Origin of the sequence: Flavobacterium humi (assembly GCF_004745595.1) — a bacterium.
GTDB lineage: Bacteria > Bacteroidota > Bacteroidia > Flavobacteriales > Flavobacteriaceae > Flavobacterium > Flavobacterium humi.
In genome coordinates, this window is record NZ_SRLH01000001.1 from 42,591 (window position 1) to 61,372 (window position 18,782).

Consider the following 18,782-nt stretch of genomic DNA (forward strand, 5'->3'; position numbering starts at 1 on the left):
ATGAAATATTTTAAATTCTCACAGCCTAAAAAGAAATTAGGAGTGAATAAAAAAGAAACTATAATAAGTAAAATTTTAAATTTTGCTTTTTCTTTTATTCCAAAAGCAAATCCGAAATATGATAAATTGATACAATTTGTTGATGTTTGGTATATAGAATATGATGATGTAAATGAATGTATTGAAAAAGAAATTGGCTTAAATGAAAATTATCAAGTTATTTTAAAGATGCCGTTTCAGAATGAATATGGGTATTGGTTAGATACAGATATGAAGTTTGAAGATTTCCAAAATAGATTTGGTATAGAAAAAATTGATGAACCTGAATTTTTTAAAAAGTGGAATGAATTGGAATAAGTTTGAAATAACTAAAGAAATTATTTCATCCCAAGAACAAAATTGCCATACGCAAAACTCCACAGTTACAACTGCGGAGTTTTGTCATAAATAAAAATAATGCAATTATAATGATTCATACGAAGCTAAAATTAGCTATTTGTCTTTTCTTTATTACGATGATTTCCCTGGCACAAGGAGAGGCCAATATCTGGTATTTCGGTAATCATGCAGGATTGGATTTCAATAGTGGTAACCCTGTGGCTTTAACTAATGGTCAACTGAATACGGAGGAAGGTTGCGCAACATTATCCAATGCTGCAGGCCAATTGTTGTTTTATACAGATGGTACTACAATCTATAACAAAAACCATCAGGTAATGCTAAATGGTACAGGACTGATGGGGAATAGCTCCACAACGCAATCCGCTACCATTGTTCCCAAGCCAGGCTCTGCAACCTTATTTTATGTTTTCACAATAGATTATGAAGCACATGCAAACGGCTTCCGGTATTCTGTTATAGATTTGACTTTGGATGGCGGTTTGGGAGGTGTAACGGCCGATAAGAATATTTTAGTTTATACGCCCACTTTAGAGAGTATAGGAATTACAAAACATGCAAACGGAACAGATTACTGGATCGTTACCCATGGTTGCAACAGCAATACTTTTTATTCCCATTTACTGACATCTTCAGGATTATCATCAACTCCGGTAACAACGAATGTAGGAGCAGTAATTACGGGTATTGGCTTTTATTCGGCTGGAACTATTAAAATTTCACCAAGTGGATCCAAATTGGCATTGACGAGCGTATCAGATATTGCACAACTTTTTAATTTTAATAATAGTACAGGTGTCATCTCAAACGGACTGACATTATTAGCAGAAGGTGGGGAGTTGTATGGCGTTGAATTTTCGCCAGACGAATCGATCTTGTATATTTCAAATGCGTGGCACAAACTGTATCAATTCAATTTGTCAGCTGCTGATATACCTGCTTCAAAATTTACCCTTTATGACGATAACAAGTATCCGGGAACGCTTCAGTTAGGGCCTGATGGTAAAATTTATATGGCAGTTATTAACCAAAATAAAATAGCGGTAATTAATAATCCGGATGTTGTAGGTATTGGCTGTAATTTCCAATTGGATGCAATTGATTTAGCTGGAAAAATAAGCCTGAGCGGTTTGCCTTCTTTTAATCAATCCTTCTTTTTCAATCCTTCAATAGAACTGGAAAATGCCTGCGTTGGGCAAAATACTCAATTGGAATTAAATACCAATCAAACTATAGTAAGCGCAACTTGGGATTTTGGCGACGGTTCTCCAACAAGTAATGCGATTATTGCGAATCATACGTACACAACGGCGGGAACTTACACCGTAACGGTTACGGCAACAAGTCCGGTAGGAACGAATACAAAAAGCCGGAATATTGTTATTTCAGCCATGCCGTCGGCTACACAGCCACAAGATATGTTGCAATGCGATACGGATAATAATGGTTTGTATGCTTTTGATTTGACTACTAGAAATACATTTATTTTGAATAGCCAAAATCCAAACCAATTTACAGTGAAATATTTTGCAAATGCTGCAGATTATTCCAATAATGTAGCCATTGCAACGCCAACCGGTTACCAAAATGTAGTGGCTTACCAACAACAAACTATTATTGCGGAAGTTTCCAATAATGCCAATACAAATTGCAAGGCCACCACTACTTTTGCCATAGATGTATTTGATACTCCATTGCCAAATTTGCCTGTAAACATACCAGCTTTAGCCTTGTGTGACAATACTACAATAGGAACTGATACTGATGGTCGTATTCTTTTTAACCTGAACCAAAGAGCTGCTACAATATTGAATGGCCAGTCGCCTTCACAATTTTCGATTGTATATTATACAGATGCAGCGTTAAGCAATCTTATAACTACTCCGGAGAATTATTCGAATACCAACCCGACAGAAACAATTTATGCTAAGGTAGTCAATAATGATAATCCAAGTTGTATGGCTATGACTTCATTTACTATTCAGGTATTGTCATTACCAGTTATTACATCTACAGTAACCCTGAAGCAATGTGATGATAATACAGATGGCTATAGTATATTCAATTTAACGGAAGCGAACAATACGATTTCGACTAACCATGCTAACGAAACTTTTGCTTATTTTGAAACACTTTCTAATGCCCAAAGTAATATACTCCCAATTCAGAACTTTACCGCTTATCCCAATCAAATTGTAAGTAATGATGTGGTTTATGTGAGGATCAGCAATTCGAATAACTGCTACCGTACAGCACAATTGAATCTTAATGTGTCAACAACCCAGATTCCGTTGAATTTTACAAGGAACTTTACGGTTTGTGATGATAGTGCTTCAGGAACTAACACCGATGGTATTGCTGAATTTGATTTCAGTAGCGTGACCAATGAGGTACAAAACCTTTTTCCGGCCGGACAACAATTAATTATCACCTATTATAAAAATCTTGCCAATGCCTTGGCAGAAAATAATGCCATAACCGATATTTCCAATTACAGTAACATTGGTTACCCGAATAGCCAAAATATCTATATTCGTGTAGACAGTCAGGTCAATAACGATTGTTTAGGCTTGGGAAGTCATATTACGTTACATGTGGAAAAAATTCCAATTGTTTCTCCACAGGAATTAAAGCATTGCGATGATGATCAGGATGGCCAATTTGGTTTTGATACGACCAATTTACAATCCAATTTATTGAATGGATTGACTAATGTTACAGTGTCTTACTTGGATCAAAATAACAACCCATTGCCGAGCCCGTTGCCAAATCCATTTGTATCGGCTTCACAAACGGTAAAAGCGGTAGTAACTAACAACACTCCGACAGCTTGCAGTTATGAAACAACCATTAGTTTCATAGTAGATGATCTACCAGAAGTTTTTCCTCTTCCGGCATCGTTAACAACTGCCTGTGATGATGAAACAAATCCGGTGCTTCAGGATGGAAAATATCCATTCAATACTTCAACATTCCAATCAACGATACTGAATAGTCAAGCAGGTATGACTGTTGCTTATTTTGATGGAAACAATAATCTTTTGCCAAGCCCATTGCCAAATCCATTTTTATCTGGAACGCAAAATGTAAGGGTAGAAGTAACCAATCCATCCAATACAAATTGCAAAACCGTTGCAACGATTCCTTTTATAGTAAACCCTGTTCCTAATATCAGTTTGTTGGGTGATGAATTAGTTTGCAGTAACAATACCACTTTCACAAAAACCATTGATGCCGGAATCCAGGATAACACGCTCACATCAGATTATACTTATGTGTGGAAACTGAACGGAGCGGTTATTCCCAATGAAACAAATTATTCTCTTACAGTAAATCAGGAAGGAATTTATACGGTTGAGGTTTTTAATAATCTAGGTTGTTCACGAACAAGGACAATTACTGTAACAGCTTCCGATATTGCCACTATTACCAACGTTGAAGTTACCGATTTCTCGAGCGATAATTCTATCGTTGTACATGTGACAGGTAACGGGAATTATGTATACAGCCTGGATAATAGTATTTTTCAAACATCGAATGTGTTTTTAGGTTTGGAAGCGGGGATTTATACAGTATATGTGAAAGATTTGAATGGATGTGGTATTGTCAAAGAAGATGTAAATATTTTAGGGATTCCAAGTTTCTTCACACCTAATGGGGACGGTTACCATGATTTTTGGAATATTAAAGGAATAAATAGAAATTCAAAAGGAATTGTTCATATTTTCGACCGCCTTGGAAAACTTATCAAACAGATCAGTACAAATTCCCAAGGTTGGGATGGAACTTTCAACAACCAGCCATTGCCTGCTACGGATTATTGGTATATCATTAAGCTTGCTGATGGGAGGGAGTTTAAAGGGCATTTTGCTTTGAAGAGGTAATGAATTAGGTTATTCAATTGATTACAATTTTCGTTGCTAGCCAAGTTGACATAAGAAACATTAAAATAAAAAATCCCTTTACTTAAAAGGGATTAGTGTGTTTTTGTTTACTTTAATTTGTGATGATTTGTATGCTTTACTTCCCAATGCAGAAATTAGCATTCAGTATTTACTGGTGTTTCCAGCTTTTTCGGTACAAAAATGGTACAAATTTGTACCATATATCACAAAAATAGAACAAAGTATCCTTATTGAGATAACATAACTCATGGGAGTTGTTTCATGCAAAAATAATATAAATTTTGAATGTTGATTATATCATTAATATAAAAAAGCTAAATCATACATGATTAGAATATTCAGAGATGAAGGTTAAAAAGAGAAAAGTTCAGAAATCTAAAGTAACCTAGATTACTGAACTTTTTTTAAATATCATTTTGGATTTCTAAATAAGTTTTTACTCGACCTGATTTAATCCATTTCATTAACTCATATTTGTAAAAATAAATATGTTTGCCTCGTTTATTAAATGGAATTTCCCTTTTGCATGCTTTACTATAGATTGTCGATACTGATAGATTTAAAAGTTTTGATGTTTCTTGAATGTTGAGTAGTTCATCTTGATTTTTTCCGGTAGGGGAGATTCGTTCAATCATTTTTTCCAAATGCTCTAATTTATCATAAAGCGTTTTCATCATTATTGGTATCTGGTCAAAAGTAAATGGTTTCATGATAATTTGTTGTTTAAAATCTTATGTAAAATTATGTATTGCCATGACAATGGTTTAATTAAATAGAAATACGTATTTCTAAATGTATTGCATAAGAGATAAAAAGCAGTATAAATACGTATTGTCATTTATTCTGTTTTATTATATATTCCCATCAAATTCAAGGAAAATAATTTGCAAAATTGTTTTTATAAAGTCAATCAAATAAAACTAAAAACGTATGGGAGAATGGTCAAAAACGGTAGGTGAAAAAGGTGAAAAAGTAGTCGACTTTTTCTTTAAGGATATACTCGGATTCAACTCTGTTACACCAAATGAAACAATAAATTGTATTAAAGGCACAAAACATAAATCTAAAACAGCAAAAGGAGAAAAAACTACTCATGGTATTGATGCATTAATTAGCAGTAAGAGTCCTCTTGAAGATCAGTTGCTGGATATTGTAGTTATATCTTCTAAATATACTGCAGATGAATACCCTAAAAACCCAAAGACAAAGTTTAAAGAGCACTTTGAAGATTTGGCGTTTACACTTGAATGCTTCAAAAATTCAAAACTGTATTCCGAAACAAACTATAAATTTAGCGGAATAACCAGAACGGAAATTACAGGTGTTCTTGTATGGCTATCGGACAAGAGCCCAGAAGACTACGAGCTTATTCCTAAAATTGCAAATATGCAAATTGATGCTGACCTTATTTTTGACAAGATTATTGTCATAGACAATAATCGTATGGATTTTCTGCATCAAACGGTATTTAGGGCAAAGGAAGTATATGGTATCGACAATGTAAAATTTGTATATCATAATACTAGCTTAAATATCATTGGTTTAAACTCGGTAAGCTACGGAGATTTTATGCCTGTGCAATATCTCTTCGCAGATATAATCCCAGTGAGAATTGAAAAAGGTAGCGATGTGGAGTTTCTTATCTTTTGTAAGGACAGTTTCTCAAAAGATAATTTTTCCAAACTTCTTTCTTTTGCAAATAGTTTCGATCATTTAGCCTCGGCGAAGAAAACAATTTTATCTTTCCCGGACTACAACGAATTATATCATAAAGGTGCAGTAGAAGGCGAGTTGTCTAAATTTCCTAAATACATCTTTAATCAAAACCTTTTACTTCGCAAGTACCCATCGGATTTTAGAAATAGTTAAAAATGGAAAAAGATTTTTTGCCACAAGGCGACCACATAAGACAATTGCTTGTTAACGCGAGTATTTCAACAACAAATATTAATGGATTGCTTCGGGATAAAGGTGTTTTTCTAGGGCATATAGAAAAGAATAATTCAATCCCGTTATTAATGAAAACTCTCGTAAGTCCTGCTGATTTTCACGATTTGCATGAAGCACAAAAGAAGAAAGAGGATACGATTAAATTTAGAACTGCAACGATTAAATGTACTGAAGATGTTGATTTAACAAAAGTTTTTTCGGTTCCAATGGATCTTGCTGGAAAAATTAAAGAAGTACATAAGTATGAGCCTAATTTTAAGCTTTTGGGGACGCCGACATTTTATATTGAGGACGAGACTGCTATTTTTGACTATAAAATTGAACGTGATAACTTTCTTGAAAACTGGACCAGTAATAAAACCGAACATTCAGGAAAGGTTTTTGTCAAAAAATCAAAGGATGGGAATCTCGAATTGTCGGTCGAACAAAATTCAACTTCAAAAGAAACTATTTTGATAAATGAGCTAATCGTTGGTGAAGTAAAAAAGCTACTTAAAGACCAAAGCTTCATCAAACCAGAGGACGATTTTATTCGCATTAAATTCAACGATTTCACAAACGCTCAAAGGATTCAATTTTTCTACTCCTTCACTAAAGAGTTTTGTATTTATCTTAAATTTCAGTCTATTACAGATATCGACCTTTACCTTGATGAGGAACAAGAGTCACATGTAGACATTAAAGCTTTAGTCGATGAAATAGATTCATTAAAGATAAACGGACGAGGGCTTCAAAATAATCCATTGCTCAAAAACAACCAATATCATGACAAGCTGATTGTAGGCTCAATTTCGCTTAGGTATAGTTTTGATATTAGAGGCGTTAAAGGAATAGCTAATCTTGTTATTGCATTCCCAGACTATATTGCAAAAAAATCAATTAATGCAGAACTACAGATTTCACTTAATTTCACGATTGAAAAAGAACATAAGAGGACGACTACCGAAACGCAATTAAGGAAAGAGCTGTATGCTTTTGTTGAGAAACACAAAATAGCAAATTATTCAAAATTTAAAACACCATAAATTATATGGAAATGAATTGCCGTTACTAGAACTCTCATCATAGATGAGAGTTTTTTCAGACACATCTAATTCTTCACAACAGAATGATAAACGTAAAACAATTACTAGTATTTAATAATGTCTTTCCAGAAGATCAAGAGGAACCAATTATCAGCTATTTGCGAAACGTCTCAAGAGAATCATTGTTGAAGGCTATCGGTTTTTTTAATACAAAGCCACTACCAAACTATGACAATTTTTTTAGTAATCCAGAGGTACATAATCAAATAGTTGGTAAAGTCAATATTTACCTATTTAATAACCGAATCGATACAAGGCCAGAAGTAGTCAGCGGACAAACTGCTTTAAAATTTGCAGAAGTAGTTCTGTCTAACTCCGGTGAATTACTTGAAAATAATACTAATGATTCTCCAGATGACGACGAATTAAATTTGTTTAAGGCATTTTTATGTATTAATACGGAACTCATTAGTAATCAAGTTTTGGATAATGTAAATGAAGATAACTTTGAAAAACTGGTAGATTTCAGTATTGTATTTACATTTCCATTTGCAGATCTAGCCATTTCCGAAAATGACGGCCTCGAATTTTTAAATTTGCTTTATGCTACCTTTTATAAAGTCGAAGCACTGTTTAAATTTCTTAATTCTAAACAGGAATATTCAAATCTCAAAAAGGAATTCATTGCATCCTTCAACATTTCTACGGAAGAGGAGTTCATAGAACAAATGACATTTTTGTTTGGGAAATTACTTGAATTAAAAGGGAACAACGGCTATCTGTGGAAAGTTGAAGATAAGAACGCACAGGCATTCCTAGATTCAATGGTATCGGATGACATAGCTCCTGATGAAGATTTTACAAATATTAAAAACAATCCCATCTATAAGATTGAGGATAATATATATTCAATTATCCATTACTTTTTTGTAATTGATAAATTTTACAAAAGTGCCAAGTTCAAACTGAAAGATCTTTATGAAAAAGATAAATTATTGAAGTCATCACATGGAAATTTTTTCAGCTTTTTTAACAGTGAATTTTCTGAGAACTTTCTAATGAAAAACCTACTCGACGAAATATTTTCAAAAAAATACTTTGTAAAAAAACCGGCAAGAGATAAAGAACTTCCTGGTGAACCTGATTATTACGTAAGACATAATAATGAAGTATTCATCTTTGAAAACAAAGATGTACTCATTGCTAAAGGTATTAAAGCGTCGGCTGACATTAATCAAATTAATGCTGTTTTAAAGACAAAATTTTTGGTTGATGGAACAAAGAAAGTTGGTATTGGACAAATCGTAACCACAATTGAAGAAATTGGAAGCAAGCATTTTAGATTTGATGATTATGTGAATTCCAAGAGTTTGCTCACAATCTATCCAATTTTACTTGTACACGATAGAATATTTCAAACATTAGGCATTAATTACAGGCTTAATCAATGGTTTAAAGAACAATGTATTGAAAGGCTTGGTAAATTAAATGAAACTTTCAATATTAAAAGCCTTACTGTGATTGACATTGACACCCTAATCCTCTGGCTTCCGTATTTGCAAGTCAAAGACAAGAATTTTAGAGAAGTTCTTAATTCTCATTTGCACAAAATGAATAAAAGTAAGAAAGTTGACAATGCTCCTGATTATGCTACAATGCTTTACAAAGCAAAACAAAATTTATCTGAGCAATTATCACCGATTTCAAGAAGGAAAATACCATATAATATTGATCTTGAAAAACTCATGAAAAGATTTAAAAATGTTATAAAAGATGAATAGCTTAAAAACAGATTTTTCGAGTTGTTTTTGAAGGTGAAATAATAAACTATGTCCCTTAAAGATAGGAGATGTTATTACATTAGATAATTGGATGAAAGGTCAAATAACTGAAATAAAAATAACTATTTATTGTTAATAAGAAAGAATATTTTTCTGTTAATTATTTAAATACTAACCTTTTTCATATATTTAAAGTGTTTTAAGCACATCTTATTGATGCGAAAATTACTATTATTATAGAATTTCTTCCCCAATCCACCAAATATTTAGTGTTGAATAATTTGTAAGATTAACTTTTTAATATTTGTGGTTTATGACAATCTCTAAACTAAAAATTCATTTAGATGAAACGGTTAAAGATTCCCCTCTTTTTAAATCAAAAGAAGAATTAAGCATATGTAAACCTGAAATCTTTAAGTATGGAGTCTTTGCAGAAGAGATTCCTATGAAAATTTCGGAATCAGATTTTGACTACTTGCAATCTAAGATTCCTGCCTATGAGATGCTTTATTCGGATTTTTTATCAATCTATGCTGATAGAATTGAAAATATTTCAAAAGATGATCGAAAGAAGAAATTACTTTCGGAAGTTATTGGAGTTGCTTTTGGAATTAAATATACAGTAGAACTACTTAACACCAATCCAAACAAGTTTAAGAAAATTGGAGTGCCTGTAAAAGGGAAGTATATGGATTACTCTATTATTGTTAATAACAGAGAGTATGAATTGGAGACTAAAGGAACTGTAAGTAAATCTTATAGCTCTTTCAAAAAGGATATACTCAAAAAAAAGAGTAATAAACATAACAAAGATGTTTATCTACGCTTTGGTACAATTGCTATGATTAATAATGAGGGTGAAGGGAAATTATCCAGATGTGTTGTGGTTGACGATCCACCAAATGAGGACAATATTGAGAAAAATAAAAGCTCATTTAAGACACAGTTACTAAATTATGCGATGTTTCTTAGTTATATTTTGGATTCCAAATATTACAACAAATATATTAGGCCCTTGAAATCAAAGAAACTTCAACGAGTAAGGATTGATAATAATAAATTCTTTGCAAAATACATCTTTGAAGGTAAGGCATATTATGGAGAATGTTTTGATTATCGCCTTATAAGAGAAGATTTTGATACACTTCAATACAATAATCCACAGGATTTATTTACCCTAAAAACCATAAAGTTTGGTAAAACAAAATTTTTTATTGGCATTGATGAAAGAATTATTGAGAGAATAAATTCTCAAGATATTTCATTTCTTGAGAATTTTAATGAGGAGAGCAAATGCCATATTAATGAGGATTCTTTTCAGTTTTTAGATAAAGACGGGATACTTATTGTCAAATCGAAAGATGGCTGGGATAGGCAATTAGATGTACTATTCACGGAAAAAGAAGTTAAGAGGCGTTTGGGCTACTCTTTAAACTACTCTTTAGGATTTAGTCACAAGTGCGGGGCTCCCTGCACCAGTAAAGACAGGGAAGGAAAACCATGTGAGATTAAGACATTTAGGGAGAAATGCCATTTTCACCGATAGGCAGATAAAATAGATATAGAATTAAACAAAGCTTAAATAGATATTCATGAGTACACAGTGGGATAAGTTAATACAGATTGACCGATCATGGGTTGATCAACAGCTGGATCATCATTTTAAGGAAGTAGATAAAAAGATTAATATAAAATTGTATACAGTTAAAATATCTGGAACGCAAATTTTACCTGATGGTCTTGTTGAAAAGCTACACGAAATGCTTCCTGATTATATATATAGTACAAAGGAAATAGCCAAGATTGGGGAAAGAAAAGCAGCTCTTAAAGCAAATCATTTTTTTGGACAAAAAGATCCAAAAGCTGATGGGAAATATGGAGAATTGCTACTTTTTGCATTAGTTGAAAGTGTCCTTGGATGTAAAATGGTAGCGCACAAGTTGAGATCTTTGAGTAATTTTAAAGACCAAGTTAAAGGTGGTGACGGAGTTTTTTTAGGAGATTATCAAATTTTTGATGGTAGGGTAGAAGCTGCCTATCTCATCGGGGAATCAAAAATAATGGGACAGTACAGTACTGCATTAAATGATGCCTTGGATTCGGTGAACCGGTTTTGTGGAAATTCAAGTTCGCCAGAGTTTCGTAGCACTGAATTAATCGTAGCTAAAGAAAAGCTTTTTTTAGATGACGCTATGGATATCGATGAACTCTATGATCGGCTCACTCCAACATCGGAACTTTACAAGTCACAAATCATTGTACATCCTATACTTATAATGTATGATGATACGACGATGAAAAATTGTGAACGGGACAACAGCGCAACCCGAAAAGACTTGGAAGATAGTATTCAAAAAGGGGTAGCTAAGAATAAAGAGCAGATAGTCAATTTTATAAAATCAAAGGTTGCGACCTATCCTGAAGTGGCGAAAGTTTATGTTGACTTTTTTCTTGTGCCCTATAATGATGTGAATAAATTCCGAGATACGATGTACTATCATATCCATGGTATAACTTATCCCCGAGAATAATGAGTGGATTACAGAACAACTATAACAAAATTTTCAATCATCAATTACTCAATAAAATAATTGATGACCTGACTTATAATCAGTTCTTTTTTCAGTTAAAAAAGGGTAAACCCTTATTGCCAATTTCTTTTGAAGACTTAAAAAAATGCATTTGGTTAAGCTCGATATTGGCTGATAGCAGCGATGAGAACCACCGAAAAAAAGTGCAGCTCTTTGCCAGTCTAGCATACCTCCAAAATTCGGAAGATGTCAATATAACGAGAGCTTGTTACCTATTGTGTTCCAGAGTAGGTAATCTTACAGCAACACGGCTTTTTAAGAGGTTAGAAAATGGTCACTATGATGAGATCTTCTTTTCTTTTGACGCTTTACTCAATTATGAACTAGCAAATGAATGGAACGACAAGCTGGTGATTTCGAACAAAGAACATATCGTAACCTCTAAGTTTCAAAAAGGATTATGGAATACATTGAATCTTGGAGAGCGGGTAGCGATTTCTGCGCCAACTTCAGCAGGTAAATCCTTTATTCTTAAAAAATATGTAAACAGATTACTTCTGGAGCATGATGCATTCCGCATCTTATACATTGTCCCTTCAAAAGCTTTGATTAACCAAGTTAGTGAAGAGTTTAGAAAGGAAGTCAATCTGAAAGAAGTTGATGTAAAGACCGCTTTCATAGATGATGAAAAGGGAGAAGCCAAACAAAAGGAAATTTATGTCCTTACAGCAGAGCGTTGTCTTAGATTAATAAAAGAAGCATCGAAAGGAGAATTTGTCCTTAACCTGATTTTTATTGATGAAATTCAAAATATTGAAGATGAAGAGGGAAGGGGGTCGCTTCTTGAATATGTTTTGAAAGAATTATTTACATTATTTCCGAAGGCGCAAATCATTATTGCCGGGCCCAATATCGATGATGCCTCAACCCTTTTTTTCAAGATATTTGATATTGAAGCTGTTGCCGTTGAGACTAGTGTTTCTCCAGTATTCCAGATAAAGACGATTGTGAGGCCGACGGAAGGAAACAAACTAAAGGTTACTCTAAAAAACCAATTAGGCAGAGAGCAAAGCTTTGAACTTGAAACAGAGACCAATATCTCTAAAATGATTAACAGCAGCTATGCTAGGGGTCTTGCTTCAATCATAGATTATTTCTCTACCAACGAGCAAAATATAATCTACTCCCCAAGGACGGACTATGTAGAGACATGGGCATTAGAATATGTTAACGGTACTGTCCAAGAGTTTAAAGACGAGATTGGGGAGACACAAACTAAAGAACTCATTGACTTCCTTAGAGAGGAAATCCATCCTAAATATCATTTAATCCCTTGTTTGGAGAAAAAAGTTGCCTTCCATCACAGTAAGCTCCCAGATATCGTACGTAAAGAGATTGAAGATGGTTTTTTGGAAGGTCGGATAATAAATCTTTTTTGCACCTCCACCTTGTTGGAAGGGGTTAATTTACCTGCAAATAATCTTTTTATTGTGGCGCCAAAGAAGATGAATGATCGCCTTTCAGCTTTTGAATTTGGAAATCTTATTGGAAGAGCTGGACGGATCAGAGACTGCCTTTATGGTACAATCTATTGTGTAGAGAGAAGCATCAATGATACCTGGGCTGAAGAGTACTATGATAAAGTTTATTCTAAGGAGGTAAAATCCGTAACTGAAAAATCACTTGATGTTGTGACAGAACTTGTATCACAGCTTGATAAACCTATTGAGGAAATTACCGAGGCTAAACATAGGAATACCTCCATATCTCTTCGCCATAAATACTTACAGGGTGAGGAAGCCCTGATTGATTATCTATTTAAGAAAAATGTTGAGCAGAGTAATGTAGAACATATTATAGGAAAATTAAGGACACTTTTGGGTAGTGTGGAAATTCCCCATGAGGTCTCAAAACTGAATCCTTCAGTTGATCCAATACTGCAGAACACCTTATATCTTAAGATTAAGGAGGAAGGGATCTCTCAATGGGCAGTAAATCACAACTCAAATTTTTATGGAAAGATTACGAAAGAGGATAAAGATAATTATGCCTTTCATGATACCAGTTTTTATTGGCAACTAGTAAGTATTATGGAAAGACTCGATACTATTTTTGAAATTTCAAAAGAGGCGTATTTCAGGCATAATATTTCAGCATCTATACGTCAGATATGTTTTTATGGACTACGCTGGCTGAATAGTTCATCTTTACATGATTTGATACAGAATGATATAAAATTCTACAGCAATCACAGTAATGAAAAGAAAAAAATTGATCCTGAGAATGATGGAGATGTAAATTTCCGAATTAACGAGGTAATCAAAATTAATAGTACGCTTGTATCTTATATATTAGTTAAATACCTAAAACTTGCCAATGATATAATGGAGCCTTTGATGAGTGATAATCAAAAAGAAAAGTACAAATTCTCCCTTGGCTTGCCGACAATGCTTGAGTTAGGGTCTACAGAAAATGTAGTAAAACTTCTTATTTCAAGGGGGATATCAAGAAGTGTTGCGATAAAAGTTTGGGGTGAGTTTAAGAAAGTATATGGAAATGAGACTATGGATATTTTTGAGTGGTTAAAGACTAAGGACAAACTCAATCTTAAGCCGATTTATAATCGCTATTTAAAACGGCTAAAGCTTCTGAAAAGCAATGAAAACGATTTTGAAGTATAATGCTTATATTTTTACTTTAAAAACCTTCAATATCCTTTTTAGCAACATAAGTAAACTTTCCCTTTAAAAATTTACTTACGTTGCTTTCGAATTAAATCCAAAAAGTAGTCTTGGTAATAAGGTGAGAAATAAAACATTGTATTAATAAGGAATATAATTATCAAGATAGATTACTTCGATTATACTATTGTAGTAGCTAGGCAGAAAGGCTACTTTGTGTCGAATGTATGGAGAAAGTGGATAGCTCTACACTGTAGATTTTATAATCTCGATGTAAAATTGTTAGATTGAGAATATTTTTTTAAGGAACAAAGCAAAACATAAAATTTATGAGTGGAGCAATGGAAGAGGCAATGCGCCTGGAAGAACTAGGACTGAACACGGTACCCGATACAAATGTGTGTGCAAAACATATAGACGAACCTGTAATAAGAAATTTTATTCGCAGAAATGCATCTCGAGGATATTGCGATTATTGTGAGAAGACAATATCTGTTGTTCCTTTAGAGGATCTTATGGAATTCATTATGGAGGCAGTTGTAAGATTATATACTGACCCTGCTAACTTCATGTCGTATCAATCCAGTGAAGGTGGTTACCTTGGAAATGTGTATGATAGCAATGAAATTCTTCAGGAGCATTTTGAACTTGACATACCAGACAATAAACTGTTCAATGATGTATTTGATTCGCTTGACCTGAACAAACCTTGGGCCAATGAGATGGAATATTATGATAGTCCTTCGGATATTATGTTGTACAGTTGGAACTATTTCAAAAAGGTAGTAAAACATAGATCACGGTATTTCTTCGGACTCGTTAAGGATTTTAATTCAGATGATTACCGTATCGATTCAGATGATATGCTAGACGAAATTGGTGATAGTATAAAAAAATTCGGCTTGTCAAAGGTACTTCCTCAGGGCACACCACTGTATCGATGCAGACAGCACAAAAAAGATGATATTTCAGTAAACACAGCTGAAGGAATGACATCGCCTCCAGAAAAATATGCCATAAATCCAAACAGGATGAGTCCTGCTGGTATTTCCATGTTTTATGGTGCATTTGAGTTGGAAACATGCCTTTTAGAAACGCTGGATTTAAAGGATACTGAGCTGGATTATTTTACGACTGTAACTTTTATTTCGAAACGTGAATTAAATATTATCGATTTATCCTCACTTCCAAATCTTCCAAGCCCTTTTGACCAAAAAAAACAGAAAGACCGCTTTAGGATTGTCTTCATGAAAGATTTTGTTAGAGATCTCGTAGCTCCTATTGAAAGAGATGGACAGGTTCACATAGAATATGTACCCACGCAGATCATTACCGAGTATTTTAGATTTCCTTTTTCTGATAAATTGAAAAAGGAAAAGCGAATTGACGGTATCATATATCCTTCTTCGAAAAACGGAAAAAAGGCATGTGTACTTTTTTTTGATAACATGGAGAGCTTTACCATACTTGATATGGACTCTACCTCATTAAAGACAAGCAAACTTGTGTATGCGTAGTTTGTAATGAAGAGAGCTGCCTGCTATTCCAGAAAGAGCCAGTAACGAAGGAGCTCTTTTTTAACTTCTCGTAATCTGCGCTGAGCGGGGTTTAGGTTTTTTGTTATCAAGTAAAAAAGATCAGTCAGCAAAAGCTTGCTTTCAAATATGTAGCCATGAGAATTTGGAGAATCAATATTTGATGCTTCTACTGTATCGATATTCTCGTCTACAAATATATCATTTCCAATCTGTCCCAAGCGAAGGCGTCCGCGTCTTCCCCAACTTGAAACTCCTAAAGCACCATCATGGTCAGAAGCGTAGATTGTCCTGCGAAGGCCAATATTTTTAAATTCAGGCAATATAGTATTGCGAAACTCTTCTTGATCTATATCTGATGCGCCAAGGATAAGCTGGTGGATCTTTTCAAGATGTGCTCCCATGGAAGAATTACGTCTTAAAGAATTTAAGGACAGGGTCGTGACAAGGGTTCCCATACTATGGGCGATGATATGTATATGTTCTAACTGTGTATTCAGCAATAATTGCTTTAAAAAATCTTCCAGAGCTGGAAAACTGCTTCTGGCTTTTGCCTCGTCAGAAAGATAGTCGACATATTTAGCACTTGAAGGCCAACTAAAGAAACCAGAAAATCCAGTAAATGGTAAATCCCAAGCCAATTGGGCTGTTCTTCTGGCGGCATCTTCAAATGAATTTCTATAACCATGAACAAATAGCAGTGCATTTTTTTCTGGTGCATCATTTATGACAGTATTAAATTTAGATATAAAATCTGTCCTGTCCAGCGGCTGGACTTTATTTACCATAACATGCTTATTGTCATCTTCTGGGAATTCCCATATTATACGCCTCGGCCTTTCCAATTCACCCTGTACATGCCCCTTTGGAATATTAACTTCGCAAAGACCTAGCTGGAGCTCATCCAAATCAGATCCATAAATCTGCTTATCATCATCTATTTTTAATGCATTTCGATTTGTTCCATAGAAAAGGGTAATTTTCCCTCCCTTATCCTGTTTTGGAAACATTCTGTCTATATTTTCAAGCCTTTCTACTACCTTATAATAATGGTTTTGCTCATACTGTATTACAGGCATAAGGTCATAGATTCTCTGAATACCAGTTCCAAATTGCTTTTCTATTTTACCCAATTCTCGGTTACCCAATGTTTGGATTTCTTCATCGTCACGAAAAACAGGAACATTTATTTCCTTGAGGGCACTTTCTTCTATCCAATTTATTGAAATTTTTACTGTGGTTTCATCAGTGATTTCTTTTAGACTTACGTACCCAATCCTATCAATATTTTGGTGATGTACCCCAAAAATCCTATCTAGGGGTTGGATGTTTTTTGTTTCTGTGATTGCTTTTGCCAATTCTTTTACCATGTACTTGGTTGAGCCGGGATTAGTTTGCGCGACCTGAATAACCAAATCATTTTTGGGCTGTGAAATATTGTCTACGATCTCATTCCATTTGAATATAATTTCACTGGTTTTGCCTCGGTCTATTGTATGTTTAAATTTCGTTTCTTTAAGCTGAATGGCATAATACCTCCCATAAGGTCTTTCAACAGGGACTAGAGATTTATTCATAATAGAAGATTAGTAAGGTTGGAAAATCTCTAAATTACTTAAAATTCTAATATGATATGAACCCTTCACAAATAACTAGGGTATTTTTCTCATATTTAGTTTCTGATTTCCAACAAATATTTTAAATTTCTAAAGACGATTTATCCTAAAAAATATTATCAAACAATACGTATTTTTACCTGATTTTACATCACTAATTTTAGTTAGAAAAACTTTGAGTTGTTATAATAAAAAGAAAAGAACAATCGAAAGATTCGTCTTTTTAAGAAGGAAACTATATTGGAATAACAAATTATATAGGTGTCTAATCTTTTACTTCAAAAAACCTTCAATATCCTTTTTAGCAACATAAGTAAACTTTCCATTCGAAAATTTATTTATATTATTTCGTTTTATAAGATTATATAGAGCCCCGCTTGAAATATTAAATTTCTTTTGTATTTCAGTAATGGTGTAGCAGTCTTTAATTTCAGCCTGTTTTCCTTGTTCTGTAGGCTGTAAAACTATTTCAAATCCAATTCGTGGCTGATCAAATAAAACATCAATATCACTCCGTCTGATTAAGGTTTTCCTTTTTGAAAAGTTATGGGCATTTATTCTTTTGGTATTAATCAAACGATAGACGGTTTTAACAGAAAAACCTAAAAGCAATGCCAGTTGTCTTACTCTTAAAAATTCTTTGTCTTTAAGATCAATAAGCGGCTGGTTTTTTATTTTGATTGTTTGAAGGTTAGAGTTTTCAATTTTCTGATTTTTTAACCTTCGCTTATAATCTTTGCTGGCACATTTTAGGGAACAATATTTTGTTGTGGTTTTCTTTGCAAGGAATTCTAAACCACAAAATCCACATATTTTATATACTGAAATATTTGAGCTCATTTCTAATTATATTAGTTGGAATTATAAGACTGAAAAGTAGTTAAGAATACTTAAGCAACATTTTTTGATTTGGGAAAAATTATTACAAGTATACTTCTTAAAGTATCAACACTAAAATGTTTAATTACCCTAGTAAATATAAGCCTTTCTATCCTAATATTTATGTTTCAGGACGTGTTATAAACAGTTTAAAAATTTGCTAATTTCGCTGATAGAAATTAACATGCCAGTATTTATGGGAGCTAACAGAGTTTAAAGGACAACGTGGTACATTTTTGAACAAAATAAAACAAAGAAAAAATCATAAAAGCTGTTAATTTTCCAAGAAATTTAATCTTTTTTGATGACTTTAAGCAGATTTAAGAGGTTTTAAGGGTCGTTATTTGCCCCAAAAAGACAAAAAAGGTAATTTTTCTGTTCTGAGGTACAATTTGGGTACAAAAAGTGGGTTTTTCAGTGAGGAAAGTAGGATTTTTAGTTAAATTTTAACATAAAATTAAGTTAAATATGTTAAAATTA

Annotated in this window: 12 protein-coding genes; 9 read left to right on the forward strand and 3 right to left on the reverse strand. The window is 33.4% G+C overall.

The window, feature by feature from the left end; genetic code table 11:
• Together E4635_RS00135 and E4635_RS00140 are read left to right on the forward strand one after the other, a co-directional pair.
• Positions 1–357, forward strand: a complete 357-nt coding sequence (locus tag E4635_RS00135) for a hypothetical protein (RefSeq protein ID WP_135524587.1) — start codon at positions 1–3, stop codon at positions 355–357.
• Positions 358–467: 110 nt separating this feature from the next.
• Complete coding sequence (locus tag E4635_RS00140; RefSeq protein WP_135524588.1) at positions 468–4,283, forward strand: T9SS type B sorting domain-containing protein; 3,816 nt, start codon at positions 468–470, stop codon at positions 4,281–4,283.
• A 425-nt stretch (positions 4,284–4,708) separates the two neighbouring features.
• Here the strand turns inward: E4635_RS00140 and E4635_RS00145 are convergent, their stop codons facing one another.
• Positions 4,709–5,014 carry a helix-turn-helix domain-containing protein gene (locus E4635_RS00145; protein ID WP_135524589.1) on the reverse strand — a complete coding sequence of 102 codons (306 nt, stop codon included), beginning with the start codon at positions 5,012–5,014 and terminating at the stop codon, positions 4,709–4,711.
• 220 nt (positions 5,015–5,234) lie between these two features.
• On the opposite strand from E4635_RS00145, the gene gapS4a reads away from it, so the two are divergent.
• From gapS4a to E4635_RS00180, 7 genes are all read left to right on the forward strand, one after another.
• Positions 5,235–6,173, forward strand: coding sequence for a GapS4a family protein (gene gapS4a / locus E4635_RS00150; RefSeq protein ID WP_135524590.1), 939 nt, complete (start codon positions 5,235–5,237; stop codon positions 6,171–6,173).
• Between the two features lie 2 nt (positions 6,174–6,175).
• Positions 6,176–7,279 carry a GapS4b family protein gene (gene gapS4b / locus E4635_RS00155; protein ID WP_135524591.1) on the forward strand — a complete coding sequence of 368 codons (1,104 nt, stop codon included), beginning with the start codon at positions 6,176–6,178 and terminating at the stop codon, positions 7,277–7,279.
• A gap of 83 nt (positions 7,280–7,362) precedes the next feature.
• On the forward strand, positions 7,363–9,060 hold the full coding sequence (locus E4635_RS00160) for a hypothetical protein (RefSeq protein WP_135524592.1): 1,698 nt from the start codon (positions 7,363–7,365) through the stop codon (positions 9,058–9,060).
• Positions 9,061–9,373: 313 nt separating this feature from the next.
• Positions 9,374–10,606, forward strand: a complete 1,233-nt coding sequence (locus E4635_RS15785; protein WP_211518705.1) for a hypothetical protein — start codon at positions 9,374–9,376, stop codon at positions 10,604–10,606.
• A 46-nt stretch (positions 10,607–10,652) separates the two neighbouring features.
• Positions 10,653–11,591: a HamA C-terminal domain-containing protein gene (locus tag E4635_RS00170; RefSeq protein WP_135524593.1), complete on the forward strand. Its 939-nt coding sequence runs from the start codon at positions 10,653–10,655 to the stop codon at positions 11,589–11,591.
• On the forward strand, positions 11,591–14,272 hold the full coding sequence (locus tag E4635_RS00175; RefSeq protein WP_135524594.1) for a DEAD/DEAH box helicase: 2,682 nt from the start codon (positions 11,591–11,593) through the stop codon (positions 14,270–14,272). Before E4635_RS00170 ends, E4635_RS00175 begins: the two co-directional genes overlap by 1 nt.
• A 329-nt stretch (positions 14,273–14,601) precedes the next feature.
• Positions 14,602–15,789: a HEPN-associated N-terminal domain-containing protein gene (locus E4635_RS00180; RefSeq protein ID WP_135524595.1), complete on the forward strand. Its 1,188-nt coding sequence runs from the start codon at positions 14,602–14,604 to the stop codon at positions 15,787–15,789.
• Between the two features lie 23 nt (positions 15,790–15,812).
• Here the strand turns inward: E4635_RS00180 and E4635_RS00185 are convergent, their stop codons facing one another.
• Together E4635_RS00185 and E4635_RS00190 are read right to left on the reverse strand one after the other, a co-directional pair.
• Positions 15,813–17,384 (reverse strand): alpha/beta hydrolase, encoded by a 1,572-nt coding sequence (locus E4635_RS00185; RefSeq protein WP_135524596.1) that lies wholly within the window; start codon positions 17,382–17,384, stop codon positions 15,813–15,815.
• Between the two features lie 312 nt (positions 17,385–17,696).
• A complete protein-coding gene (locus tag E4635_RS00190; protein ID WP_135524597.1) occupies positions 17,697–18,263 on the reverse strand; it encodes a helix-turn-helix domain-containing protein in 567 nt (188 codons plus the stop codon).
• Between the last annotated feature and the right edge of the window lie 519 nt (positions 18,264–18,782).

Coding starts and splice junctions, on each gene's coding strand:
- E4635_RS00135 (WP_135524587.1), top strand. CDS start 1: ATGAAATATTTTAAATTCTCACAGCCTAAAAAGAAATTAGGAGTGAAT.
- E4635_RS00140 (WP_135524588.1), top strand. CDS start 468: ATGATTCATACGAAGCTAAAATTAGCTATTTGTCTTTTCTTTATTACG.
- E4635_RS00145 (WP_135524589.1), bottom strand. CDS start 5,014: ATGAAACCATTTACTTTTGACCAGATACCAATAATGATGAAAACGCTT.
- gapS4a (WP_135524590.1), top strand. CDS start 5,235: ATGGGAGAATGGTCAAAAACGGTAGGTGAAAAAGGTGAAAAAGTAGTC.
- gapS4b (WP_135524591.1), top strand. CDS start 6,176: ATGGAAAAAGATTTTTTGCCACAAGGCGACCACATAAGACAATTGCTT.
- E4635_RS00160 (WP_135524592.1), top strand. CDS start 7,363: ATGATAAACGTAAAACAATTACTAGTATTTAATAATGTCTTTCCAGAA.
- E4635_RS15785 (WP_211518705.1), top strand. CDS start 9,374: ATGACAATCTCTAAACTAAAAATTCATTTAGATGAAACGGTTAAAGAT.
- E4635_RS00170 (WP_135524593.1), top strand. CDS start 10,653: ATGAGTACACAGTGGGATAAGTTAATACAGATTGACCGATCATGGGTT.
- E4635_RS00175 (WP_135524594.1), top strand. CDS start 11,591: ATGAGTGGATTACAGAACAACTATAACAAAATTTTCAATCATCAATTA.
- E4635_RS00180 (WP_135524595.1), top strand. CDS start 14,602: ATGAGTGGAGCAATGGAAGAGGCAATGCGCCTGGAAGAACTAGGACTG.
- E4635_RS00185 (WP_135524596.1), bottom strand. CDS start 17,384: ATGAATAAATCTCTAGTCCCTGTTGAAAGACCTTATGGGAGGTATTAT.
- E4635_RS00190 (WP_135524597.1), bottom strand. CDS start 18,263: ATGAGCTCAAATATTTCAGTATATAAAATATGTGGATTTTGTGGTTTA.